Below are 12,611 nucleotides of genomic sequence, written 5' to 3'. Positions count from 1 at the left end.
TCAATTTTTAGAATCCATTGGATTCTGGAATTTAAAAGAGTCCTTTACAATGTACACGAATGTACATACATTTGCATGTATTTGTCACTGTTTACTTTTCAAAGTCCATCCCTCAAAAGCGTTGATGCCATTGCCTTTGGAGGTTCGCCAGTCGCTCACCGCGACGGCTTTATTATGTTACCACGATGCCATCTTCATGTCAACACTTTTTTAAAAAACTTTTATAGTTAAAACTACTAAAATTTTCTTATATTTTTTGGCATTCAGTGCTATCCACCAGATAGCATCACGCCTTAGCCATACTGCTTAAAGTGTTGCCGTCATCGACAGCTTGGTTAGTATAACACCAACTGTCTAACGGTATCAACATATATTTTCGTTGTATTTGGCCTTTATTTCAATTCAAATCTCTTATTCTCACTTATACGTACGAATTCCTCATGTTTTGTCCTGCATGCTCACTCTCAAAAAAACTATGTGAATATAATAATTATTGTGCTCATACGGCTGCATCTGATATTTTCCTTATAAATATCTGATTTATGCAGTCAGATTTATGCAGTCAGACACAGCTTTTGTTCTGATTTTGTCCTTTACAGCCCTATACCATGCGGAATCTCAATCCTTCTCCTATAGTAATAACATTTTTCTTGCCAGCGCTTTTCAGCCCGGTCAGAATGTTTTTTGTAAACAAGCCCATCTCCGGAATTATTCAGCCTTTACTGCAGAAGTTCCCCCAGCCTGCTGTTAAAATGCTCCATGTGCAGTTCAAGATGCCTGTAATATTGGTGGATAATCTCTCGAAGTGGTATTTCTTCTTCCCCTTTTAGCCAGACATTGTCAAGCTGGTCACCTTCAATGCTGTCAATGATATTTATCAGCATGCAATTATAGCTGTACCAGAGAGAAACAAGCAATTCCCAGTCCATATTGTTATACTTCTGAGCACTGATCCACTGTTCGGCTTCATAGGCAGGAAAATCCAAACGGGTGGTAAATTGGAGCCTCACCAGCCTGTGGTGATTATTTGCTGCCGAATCAATCAAGTGTCCCACGATTTCCCTCAATGACCATTTCTCTTCGGAAATTTTTATATGGGCAATTTCACTGTCTATGGAAAGTAAAAACTTATGGAAGTTGTATATAACCTCTCTGTAGTTCATGTTAAGTCTCCTTCTAAATACGGCTCATGGCTGAAATCCGTCTCATATGATTAAACCCCACAGAGTCACCAGACTCCGTGGGGTATTCGCCCTGTATTCAAGGAACTTGTGGCTGTAAAAGCAAATACAAGCCACAAATCTATTTCAAGGTATTTTTACATATATTTTCCTTATTGTCAATATAAATTCCTGCCTCTGTTCAAAAGATATTTTTAAATTTTGGCGGACACTCCAGACTACTTTTTGATAATCTGCCTCAGGGCTTCATCAATAACCCTGGAATTATTTAAGGAATCCTCGAAGGTAATATAGGGCTTTTCTCCGTGCAATATGCACCTTCCTAATTGCTCAACCTCAAGCATATAGTTATCAGGGCATGTGACTTTAATTTCCTCGATACCCTCATCCTTTTTGACAACTATTTTTGTATCACCTTTTGTATTGAAAACAACAGGAACTGAGATAATTCCTTTTTCGCCAACTATGGTATATTCACTTCTCAGAGTACAATGGAAGGAGCAATAGGATACTGCCTTTACACCTCCGTCAAAATCCATAACAATACAACTGCTTTCATCCACACCGGATTTTTCCCCAACCTCGCCGGTTGCGTATAAAGATACAGGTTCCTCTCCGATTATGTATCTTATTACATTTATGTTGTAGCAGCCTATATCATAAGTAGCACCACCTGCCAGGCTGTCAAAAAACCTGACATCCTTTGGGTCCTTAAGCATAAAACTGAAATGGGATTCCATAAACTTTACCTTGCCTATGGCACCGCTGTCCACCAGTTCCTTCACCTTAACGGTAAGCGGACTGTGCCTGTAGGCAAAGGCCTCCATCAAGAGGACTCCGTTTTTGTCGCATGCTTCCTTCATTTTTATCACTTGTTCTTCTGATATTCCCATGGGTTTTTCACATAGAACATGCTTTTTCTTGGCTGCAGCCTTTAGAGTCCATTCATAATGCAGGCCGTTGGGTAACGGGATGTATACTGCATCAACCTGGGGATCATCCAAAAGCTCTTCGTAGCTCTCATATGCTTTAACAGGGTTGAACTTGTTTTTGAATTTTTCCAGTTTGTCCGGCCCCCTGCTGGATATGGCGTATAATTCAGCATTTTGAGCACCTAATATCCCAGGAATTACGGAGGATTCTGCAATTCCCGCACAACTGATAATGCCCCATTTTACCTTCATGTTATCCATAGTTTCTTCCTCTTTCCTTAATATAGTTGATTATGTATACTTAGGCTTAGGCTGTGATATATTCTGATTTAAGCTGCCCTGACTGCATCCGGACAGTCATATACCGTATTTATGCATTTGCTGCCTGTATATTTCGCCTTAAGTATTGAGCTGCTATACTTATTAAGCATATCACATATATGTGGCCTTTTGCCATAAAAGACAGATTTATTTTACCAGACTTTATTAATTTATTAAGGTATATCCCTGCTCTTTGCATAACTTTTATGTTGTTTAAACTACTCATATTGTAAATAATTGATTAATATAATCAGTTATTTACTTGATGTTTCCATAATAAGTATATTATAATTTTAATATTCATTGGTGTTAATAATATTTTTAGGATACACCTAGTTTTTAAGCAACAAAGTTAATTATCGACTGTGCAAGGAGGCGAATAAGCTTTATAAGGAGGAGGGGGTATCGTACAAGTATTCTACACCAATACAAAAAACAAGGAGGATAGTATTTTGAGAATTAAAAAAACAATTTCTTTATCACTGTTAGTCGCATTATTGATCTTTACAGCAATTCCATCAACAGTTATGGCATCTGTCTCAACCGACAAATATTCTTATACTTTGTCCGGAAAGATTAATTCTGAAACTAAAACCCTTCAATTCGAACCAAGTGCAGCCGAGGAGTACGAGGTAGTGTATGTATCAGCAAATGCTGAAATAAAATTCACTCCTAAAGAAACTATGACAGCAAAATTACAGGCATATGATCCCGAGGGTTTCTATATTGGCAGCCTTATGTGGACAATTGACGGTCAGGAAGAGGCCATAACTGAGATTAAGGCAAACAAGACTGCAACTGCAGTTCTTGGAGCTAACTTCTGGGGTGCCCCAAATCCTTATTACATACTCAGCTTTAGTGATGCTAATGAAACTACAAAAATCGTGTATAAGGTTACAGATGGCGCCGCACCAGTTCAGGAACCGATAAAGGAGCCTGTAAAGGAGCCTGTAAAGGAGCCTGTTAAAGAGCCTGTTAAAGAGCCTGTTAAGGAGCCTGTTAAAGAGCCTGTTAAAGAGCCTGTAAAGGAATCTGCTCCTGCTCCTGTTCCAGCTCCAAAGCCAGCAGCAACACCTCAAGGAACTATCACATATAAGGTACAGTTGGGAGATACCTTGGGAACTATTGCACTAAACAATTATGGCAGCTACAAATATCATACAAAAATCTATAATGCCAATAAAGAACTCCTGAAGAAAAATAATAACCGGCTAATTGTCGGTATGAGCCTGGTTTTACCCGCAGATGGAATTTTACCAGCTCTTAAAACTGAAAATGGAACAGTTTATACTGTCAAAGCCGGCGATACGCTGGGCAAAATTGCGGCAAAGCAATATGGAGATTCCAGCAAGTATATGAAAATATATAATGCCAATTCGGATAGAATAAAAAATCCGAATATGATCTTTGAAGGACAGAAAATTGTTTTGCCGAAATAGGCTTATCAGGCTTTTAAAGCTGCAATAAATCAGCAAGGGACTCTGCGAACCAACTTCGCAGGGTCCCTTTTGTCAGTGAAGGATACTGTTTATCTGCTTTCAATCTTCTTTATCTTTCTGGTAGTTCCATCCTCAAATACAGTGAAAATCAGATTAACCTTTTTTCAGCTTTTAAATTATTTTTTTTATTTGTTTCCTCAAGCTTTATAGTGGTGTAAACCTCATACTGATTTTTTGATACTTGCTTGGTCTCATCCACATAAAAGTATATAAGTTTAAGCATAGTAATCAGATTTGGCATCAGTACTCTTATTTATAGGTTCGGAATTTGTTGCATCTTCAGCATTATCCATATCAAAGAATTTCTCGCTACTTTCACTGCTTTGAGCAGTTATTCCATCAGATACTGAAGTTGGTGAAACAGTTGCTTGCTGGTCTGCATACCTGTGCGTAACACCACATGAGGTCAAAACAACAGCGGCTGTAGTTTTAAATTGTCCCAGGACATAAAAAATAAGAATAATTTATTTGTTATTTTTTGTAAATTTTACTATATTATTACTTATTCTGCTATGTTATGCTCTAAGTGGATAAGATACGAAGAATAGAAAGGGGGAAAAATGCATAAAAAAACCTTAAAAATATTTCTACCATTTGCTTTGTGTTTAATTATTACTTTTACAGCATCTGTAAATACTTTTGCGGCAATTTCCAGTACTTTTTATACCTATTTTATAGGTGGTTCTACAAGTTTTACTGATTTTAAAGCGGCAATTAACAAAAACCTCACAAATCTTAAAAATACAACAACAACTACCGCTTCACTTGATTTATATGCAGAAAAGGTTTCAACAGGAAGCAGTTTTACTGCACCTAATGACAAAAAAGGGGTATCTGAAAGCAGCAGCTATACCATACAGGGAATCTGTTATAATACCATCGGCAGCACAACTTATACCTTGATTAGTGCTTATAATAACACCGGTGGAGATTCCGCAATTTTTGCTACAACTAACGGTACCAGCTACACCAAAATCAACGTAAGTGGCCAAACAGGCCATTTTGGTGGAATAGCGTCTTCAGGAGGTTACACTTATGTAGCTTGTACAAGTTATATACTCAGAATTTCTGATTCGGATTTATCAACGTGTCTGAGTAAATCAACCGGTTTGACTGGTAATAATAATATTACCAGCCAGGCAACCCTATCCCAAATATCTACACTAAAACTTCCATCCACTGTCACCGCAAGCTTCCTGGCATATGAAACCACAACTGATTTACTCTGGATAGGAGGTTTCAACGAATCAAGCTCAGCCTATATGTACAGTTATAATGGAGCTGCTGTGGACAGTGCTTCCAACAACTCCACATTATCCAGCTATAAGCATAGAATGTCAATCCCCTCCTGTTCACAGGGAGCATCCTTCCGTGATGGAAAAGTTATAATTACAAGATCATATGTCAGGACTCCCACCAGCAATTCATACGTTTCAGAAATGTATTGTTACAGCAGTTACTCGACTTCCGGAACAACAGCAACACTTGGTTCTGTTACAAAAAAATATATGCTCCCTTCCATGGCTGAAGGAGTCTATCTAGGTGCTACCTATACATATATAGTATACGAGTCCAATTCAAGCGAATATTATGACGGCATACTTCGCTGCACACATGTCTTGGCTGCTCAAACCTCATCGCTGTATTCATAATTGATAATTTATAACTCATACAATCTATCCTATAATGATAAAAAACAATGTATCTTATCCTTTAATAAACAGTTGTAAGCCGGCCTTAAAATTTTTTAAGGCCGTTTTTTCTCTTTTTCTCTCATCCTCAGTCATAACAAACACATAAATTCCGGTTTTTTAACTCGTAAAATTGTCAAAAGTGCAAACTAAAAGGACTGAGTGGTATACAATACCAAAATTCAATCCTCATTAGTCGCTTAATTATTATAAGCCAATATAGTCTATCTTTCTGGGTTTGTTTCCTTATAAAAAATAAAACTATTATTTTACAAATTGCATTTTTTTTGTAAAGCTTGAGTTTGTCAAAAGCCGGTTTTGTATATAGCTCTTATACAGCTTGCACTGCACTTCAAAATCAAACTTATGGAACTCATTCTTTTTCATGAGCTTCAAGGTATTGGACATGTCCCACGCAGGATCATCCTGCAGCATATACGGCTTATACAAGCTAGTAGCCCTGTATATCAGGCTCTCCAATTTATTCATATTCTCTTTTTCAACACCGGGATCAAGTACAAAAAAATCAGTTCCAATGGTTCTGAAAATAGCATCGCATACCTCTGTAACAGTTGTGGGCTCAGGGTTCACCAGATTATATGCAAGGTTCAGGTCACCCTTTTCCCGGGCCCTTAAGGACGCCTCAACTACATCATCAACAGAAATCAGGTTTTTTGTCGCCAGGGGATTTGCACATATTCTTAATCTGTTGGCCGCATATTTGTCCTGAGCCTTCCCTTCCTGCTTCATAATAAACTGTTTAATCCAAAAGTAGCACTTTAAAGCTCCATATACCATCTTGTCACTTTCCGCTTCTCCGGTTTGAGAATGCCCCATTACTATTGACGGCCGGAACACCACATATGGCAGCCCGGACCCGGCCACGAGCCTCTCACCAAGCAATTTGCTTTCTTCATAGGGATTGTTTGTATTTGCCGGACTACAGCTATCCAGGCAATCTTCCGGCACTCTGACCAAACCGTTCCCTTTATGTGAAATATACGAAGTACTGTAATGATAAAAAGCATGCAGTTTTTTAAATTGTTTTGCCAGGGCCAGAATATTTGAAATGCCGTTGACATTGCATCTGAAGGTATTCTCCCTCTTGGTCTCTTCAAAATCTGTTGCCCCCGCCAAATGCCATATTTCTGATACCTTTTCCACAAGGAGCTTTAATTTATCGCTATCGTCCAGTACACTGCACTCTTCCAGACTCCCGCCAAGAATTACAAGCCTGCCCTCTTCTATGTAGTTCTTAAACCTTTGCAGCTCTGCCCTTTCAATAGCAGGCCTGTTGCCTTTGTTTCTGATAATGGCGAAAACAGTAGTATTTTTATACTTTTCCATGTATTCTTTTATAAACTGTTGTCCCATAAAACCAGTAATCCCTGTTATTAAAACATATTCCATTATTCAGCCTCCATTAAACTTTCCTTGGTTCCCTGGCGTATATCACGGTTGTGTCCTTTCCCTTAAGAAAACCATACTTTCAAGGGTGTACGCTGTCATTGGTTTTAAACCTGCTGACTTTATCGTTAATGGGAAGTACCGAATAAATTGAGTCCGATTGCTCCCACCAGAATAAAGGAAATAAAAACTATTTTGGAAACCGATATGGACTCTTTAAAAAATATTATTCCCACTATGGTAATTAATGCTATCCCGATTCCAGACCAGATGGCATAGGCCACTCCTATCTCTATTTTCTTCAGCGCCAACGAAAGCATGGATAGGCTTAAAATATAGAAAACCAGCATCAGAACCGAAAACTTCAATTTTGTCATGCCGTCGGACAGCTTCATAAATGTAGTTCCACATACTTCAGAAACAATTGCCAAACCAAGATACAGCCAATTCATCAAGTCACCTTTACCTTTCGAAATCATAATTCCTTGCCGAAGCTGGTATTCAACAAAACCACACATATCCTGCCGGCTTATTTGATTGTGTCCTTAACAACACCTTTAATAAAGAATAGCGGATAAATTAACAGATACAGATTCACAGCCCACCAGGATATATCAAAGTCCAGCCGCAGCGACCAGAAGGCGATTGCCTGCAGCCCCGAGCAGAATGTCAGAACCAGGGATATCAAGCATAGCTTCTTCCAGAGTGAATTTTTCTTTGAATACAGATATATGCTGGTCAAGCCGGTTCCCGATACAAACATATCCAATGGGAAAAACGACCAGTTCCATGCAACCAGTATTGGATTGTCATAATCCTTGAACGCCCAGCTTTCAGGTATCAGATGCATACCGGTCACCAGCCAGTATATGATAAATCCTATATCAGTTATTAAAAGAAAAACTTTGAGTGTTTTCATGCCTACCTCCTGAATTGTTTTTTAATTATTTATACGTTTATGTTTTTAAAAAATATCCTGAATCAGCAAATATTATAATATTTTATCAAGTCTTGGTATTTTAAGTATAAGCAAACTAATTGCAAATGTTGTCCCGAAGGTTAAAACCGTTACTATTGACGCTTTTGCAAGAATATTTATGTTTATAGCCCTTAATGCTATCTGTAATATTACAATAATGGGGCCCTGTATTATGTAGATTGAATAGCTGCATCTGGCCAATTTACTTAAAACAGGTATTGTAAAATTCAATTTATTTCTGAAGCCTGATAAAATACCTAGAATTATTCCTACAGACAACAGTGGCTCCCACATGGAGTAAAACATTGATTCAAAGGTCACTCCTCCGAAAAAATTCTCAAGGCTGCCAGTTCCTGAAGCTGCTATTAAAAACACTGCGGGGAATAGTACTATTGAAGCAATTGAAATGCTGAGATGTCTTCTCGCCAGGTTTTTGTTCAGACTGTCCAGCCAATTATTTCTGAAGGCTATAACACCAAGAATGAAAAAAACGATATACTGGGGAAAGTAACCAAATGTGAAATCAAATATGTACATTTTATCAGTTTTAAAAAAAATTCTGGTAATGAAATTAAGAATGCCTATAAATATAATCAAGGCAAATATATGCCTGGATTTTGGATTGCCAATTGCAGGAACTTTTATTGGAATAAACCTCCTGAGCAAAGCATATGCCACTGAGAAAAAAAACAGTGCCATTACAAACCATAGATTATAAAAGCCCAATGAAGAAAAATAATCCTGCTTTCTTACCAGATTGATGCATAGGGGGTTCAGCACCAGACAATAGAACAGCCCCGGCAGGACCAACCTGCTTGTCCTGTCCTTAAAATATCTGGAAAAACTCCGTTTGTCATATGAACCGGGACTGAAATATGCGGCAAGGAAAAAAAACAAGGCCATTGAAAAGCTTTGTATTATTGCATTCGCCATGGTAAGCAGGGAGGTTGAAAGCTCATCGTTGGTCACCTCAACATAATACCAGCCTCCCGCCCCGCCGTATGCCATATTGGCATGGCAGGCCACAATCAGAAAAGCAAGGAAAACCTTTATATTGTTCAGATAGTGATATACCCTTTTTTCAGAAGCAACAGCAGCATTCACGATTTCAACACCTTTGAACATATTACACACTCCCGCTCCCTGTTTGTTTCCTCGCAACACCTGCAACATATGTATGAGACAGTTTAAAGTTCTTTCCATTATCCATATCTCTGTCTATAATTGCCTTTACCTTGTCCAATACTTCCTGAAGCCGGTCACGGTTGATTACGTCCAGGAAACCCGCCGAAGCTCCTGAGCGCTGCACCCATTCTATGGCGCCTTCAGAATCGTAATAGGGCAGTACCTCCTCACCCTCCCAGCATTCCACAGGCTGCAAGCCTCCCTTGATAAACCAGTTTTTCAACACATCACTATTTGAAGGCAGTGCAATTTTTATATACCGCTCCAATAAAGAGGGATCTTTCGCTAAAACCTCGTCAAAAGCTTCCATAAGAACCTGTTCCGAGTCGGAGCGTGTTTCAATTATTCCTATCCGGCCATCAGGTTTCAGTACTCTGTAAATTTCCTTAAGAAATTCCACCGGGTTAACATAGCATATGGCCCATCCACAGACAGCATTGTCAAAACTGTTGTCAGGGATACTTTTTAAAAGCTGCATCATATTGCCCTGTCTCATGTCCAGCTTGATATTTTCATACCCTTCCAGCTTCCTCCTGGCCAACTCCAGCATTCCCGCCGATTGATCCACGGTAGTGACTGCTCCCTGTCCCTGCATTTTTTTTGCAACATTTTCTGTAATAAAACCTGTACCGCATGCAAGCTCAAGTATTTGCTGATCCTTTTCAAAATGAATCTTATCAATCATTTCCAAAGAGTATTTTCCCATGGTTTTTGAAAAAAAGGAATCGTAGTCAACACTTGCATTATCATAATCCTTGGCACTGTTTGCATATTTTTTTGCTAATCTCAGATATGCAAACTTAAATATCAGTTGAGCTTTCCGTATCATTTTGACCTCCTAAGTTGACCTTCTATTTTAAAATAACTCTGACCATTTATATTCACAATGTCAGGCACTTTTCCTATGGGTTTTCCCGCTGAATTTATCTGAAAGAATCGCTTTAAGCTCATTGTGAGGATTTTCAGCCTGGCTCAGGCTCTGGTACTGGCTGAACAGCTTTCTGAATAAAAATTTGTATATGACATTTACAAAACCGCTTCTATGTCTGACAAAGCCTGTGAGCCCGGCAATTTTAGCTCCCATTTCCAGCTTTGGTATATATGTAGTCTGGCTTAGATAAAGCCTCTTCGCCCCGCTCTCTATCGCATACTCGATATTTTTATAGTGGAGCATAAAATAAACATGATATAAATGAGCATATTTGTAATCAAGTCCGATTCTGACATTTACGCATGAATCCTGGGAACATACCAATAGTGCAAAACCGATAATATTGCCTTCTCTTTTAGCCAATATTACCTTTGAGCTCTCTCCCATAAAGTTGTTGATATTTTCGAAAAAATCCTTGCCAATCCTGTCAAACTGGACTTCAGCATTGTTAAAGGTATACATGTAAAGCTCATGGAGCTTGTCCGATATTTGCCCAAAGTCCTCCACAATTTCAAACTCAAGGCCGCCTGCTTTTCTGCACTTGTTGATCTTATTGCGGATATTTTGACGCTGCTTGATTTTCAAGCCCTGTATGTAAGTCTCAAATGAATCACATTCAATATCTATATAAGTTCCGGGAAGAGAGCAAAAATCAAAATACCCCTTCTTTTGGCTTTCTTCTTTAAAGCAGTTGCCATCATCGATAAAATCCTTTGCAAGTACAAATTTAACCTTTTCTCTTTCCGCCAGTGCATCAATTTCCTCAAGAATCAGCTTCAAAACCATGTTTTTTTCAGTTTTTTCCCTTATATTGATTTTGTTGTATTCAGATATGCAGCACCCGCAAAAGAGCACTCTCTTGCTTAAAAACATAGGCAGGACATCTCTTATTTTTTTGCAGAGCATTTTACATTTTCCCGTAAGAGGTGTATCCAGACAGAATTTATTTGTTATAAAAACCGGAAGGGAAGCAATGAGCTGGCTTCCATCATCATATATCAAAATGTACCGATGCTGATAGTCGCTGATTTCTGAATTTTCAACAGACTTTATATAGCTATACGACATCTGGATATCCTGAGGACTTACCAATCTGTTCCACTCTTCTTCATTCACATCTTTAATGGATTGTATAATTTTTGCATACATCACAGAGCACCATTCCTATTACACTTAATCTTCCTGGTTTTTGTTTTTTTCGGAAATACTTAATTGCGACAAATATTATTAAACTTATAGGTTTACTCATATTTCCAAAAATATTATATTATTCTATGTAATTAACTGTCAATAGATTTTACACAATTATCTTAATATTCCTTTATTTTACATACAAATTTTGACTTTTGTAATAGAAAACTCACTGGCACAAACCTTCCAAGTGTAAAACAGCTCGAATTTTATGGTAATATTTTACTTTATATACTTTTTATGTTATTATTTAACTACCCTCTATAATTCCATAAATATTACTATTCTACATATGATTGGAGCGATTAAAAATGAGAAACAAATCTCGTAAGGTCAGCAGACTTATAGCAGTAATTTTAATATTGGTTTTATTTACGCAATCTATTTTTGCTGCCTCTACCAATGTCAGTCCTATTACACAGGAAAAAAGCAATTGGTGTTGGGCTGCATGCATAAGGTCAATTCTTCAAGGCAGCGAATCTCAATCATCCATAGTCAGCTATATAATGGGACCCAGTCTTCCAAATTTCACTGCTGATTCGGCGCAGGTAAGACGTGCTATTAATCATTTTGCAAGTAATGTCTACACGGAACGCTTTACCACCACTTTGAATTACAAAAGTATAAAAAGCAATATCGATCAAGGTTATCCTATTATCGCATTGATAATAGGTCGGAACAATTCTGTCGGACATTATATAGTAATATTTGGTTATCAAGACAGCGGATCTAATCCCAATATAAATTATATGGACCCATACAATGCTACTAAATATTCGATTCCGTTCAATTCCCTTTTAACCGGTTTTCAAAAAACCTACAACGGAACAACACAAAATTTTTCATGGTATGAAACAGTTTCAGTTTTAGGTAATTAATTTAAATTTACTAATTATTATAGAGGCAAATATCAATGAAAAGGCATGTATCCAAAAGCTTATTAAAATTACTTTTGGATACATGCCTTTAAATTTTGATTATTTTTTTAAGACAACCGATATTTATCCTACCTGGTGTTTACTTCGGCAACAATTTCTTATGGTAACTCGGCACTTAAAAACAATAAAATGAGACTTTTAATGGGTGAACACCCACTTTTTCAGAACAAAGCTACATATTAAAGTGCTTACATTTTTATTCAATTAAATGCAAATCCATTCCTGCTGCTGTCAAGAACATTTCTAAAATCCCCTAAAACAACGGTAGAAAATTCCCCAATTAATCCGCAGAAGTTGATTCAAATCTGTTGGGATCATAGAAACCAGCTTTTTTCTTTTCCTTTACTCTGTAGCTA

At 37.7% G+C, this 12,611-nt stretch carries 11 protein-coding genes; 3 read left to right on the top strand and 8 right to left on the bottom strand.

Annotated elements, in window-relative coordinates; genetic code table 11:
• Positions 1–719 precede the first annotated feature (719 nt).
• Positions 720–1,163, bottom strand: a complete 444-nt coding sequence (locus tag CLHUN_RS21050) for a DinB family protein (RefSeq protein ID WP_080066659.1) — start codon at positions 1,161–1,163, stop codon at positions 720–722.
• Positions 1,164–1,399: 236 nt separating this feature from the next.
• Positions 1,400–2,374 carry a Gfo/Idh/MocA family protein gene (locus CLHUN_RS21045; protein WP_080066658.1) on the bottom strand — a complete coding sequence of 325 codons (975 nt, stop codon included), beginning with the start codon at positions 2,372–2,374 and terminating at the stop codon, positions 1,400–1,402.
• Positions 2,375–2,886: 512 nt separating this feature from the next.
• Between CLHUN_RS21045 and CLHUN_RS21040 the strand changes: the two genes are divergently transcribed.
• Both CLHUN_RS21040 and CLHUN_RS21035 read left to right on the top strand, forming a co-directional pair.
• Positions 2,887–3,873: a LysM peptidoglycan-binding domain-containing protein gene (locus CLHUN_RS21040; RefSeq protein WP_242656586.1), complete on the top strand. Its 987-nt coding sequence runs from the start codon at positions 2,887–2,889 to the stop codon at positions 3,871–3,873.
• Between the two features lie 620 nt (positions 3,874–4,493).
• Complete coding sequence (locus CLHUN_RS21035; protein ID WP_080066657.1) at positions 4,494–5,585, top strand: hypothetical protein; 1,092 nt, start codon at positions 4,494–4,496, stop codon at positions 5,583–5,585.
• A 303-nt stretch (positions 5,586–5,888) separates the two neighbouring features.
• Here CLHUN_RS21035 and CLHUN_RS21030 read toward each other — a convergent pair whose 3' ends face one another.
• From CLHUN_RS21030 to CLHUN_RS21005, 6 genes are all read right to left on the bottom strand, one after another.
• Positions 5,889–7,034: an SDR family oxidoreductase gene (locus CLHUN_RS21030; protein ID WP_080066656.1), complete on the bottom strand. Its 1,146-nt coding sequence runs from the start codon at positions 7,032–7,034 to the stop codon at positions 5,889–5,891.
• A gap of 125 nt (positions 7,035–7,159) precedes the next feature.
• Positions 7,160–7,483: a DMT family transporter gene (locus tag CLHUN_RS21025; RefSeq protein WP_080066655.1), complete on the bottom strand. Its 324-nt coding sequence runs from the start codon at positions 7,481–7,483 to the stop codon at positions 7,160–7,162.
• A gap of 77 nt (positions 7,484–7,560) precedes the next feature.
• Positions 7,561–7,950, bottom strand: coding sequence for a YvaD family protein (locus tag CLHUN_RS21020; RefSeq protein WP_080066654.1), 390 nt, complete (start codon positions 7,948–7,950; stop codon positions 7,561–7,563).
• A gap of 72 nt (positions 7,951–8,022) precedes the next feature.
• Positions 8,023–9,135 (bottom strand): acyltransferase family protein, encoded by a 1,113-nt coding sequence (locus CLHUN_RS21015; protein ID WP_080066653.1) that lies wholly within the window; start codon positions 9,133–9,135, stop codon positions 8,023–8,025.
• 1 nt (position 9,136) lies between these two features.
• Positions 9,137–10,024: a class I SAM-dependent methyltransferase gene (locus tag CLHUN_RS21010; protein ID WP_080066652.1), complete on the bottom strand. Its 888-nt coding sequence runs from the start codon at positions 10,022–10,024 to the stop codon at positions 9,137–9,139.
• Positions 10,025–10,084: 60 nt separating this feature from the next.
• Positions 10,085–11,275: a GNAT family N-acetyltransferase gene (locus CLHUN_RS21005; RefSeq protein ID WP_080066651.1), complete on the bottom strand. Its 1,191-nt coding sequence runs from the start codon at positions 11,273–11,275 to the stop codon at positions 10,085–10,087.
• A 353-nt stretch (positions 11,276–11,628) separates the two neighbouring features.
• Between CLHUN_RS21005 and CLHUN_RS21000 the strand changes: the two genes are divergently transcribed.
• Positions 11,629–12,195, top strand: a complete 567-nt coding sequence (locus tag CLHUN_RS21000; protein ID WP_080066650.1) for a C39 family peptidase — start codon at positions 11,629–11,631, stop codon at positions 12,193–12,195.
• Positions 12,196–12,611: the final 416 nt, after the last annotated feature.

It is taken from the genome of Ruminiclostridium hungatei, from assembly GCF_002051585.1.
Taxonomy (GTDB): domain Bacteria; phylum Bacillota; class Clostridia; order Acetivibrionales; family DSM-1351; genus Ruminiclostridium; species Ruminiclostridium hungatei.
The sequence above is the reverse complement of the archived record's forward strand: the minus strand, read 5'-3'. Positions and strand labels throughout refer to the sequence as shown.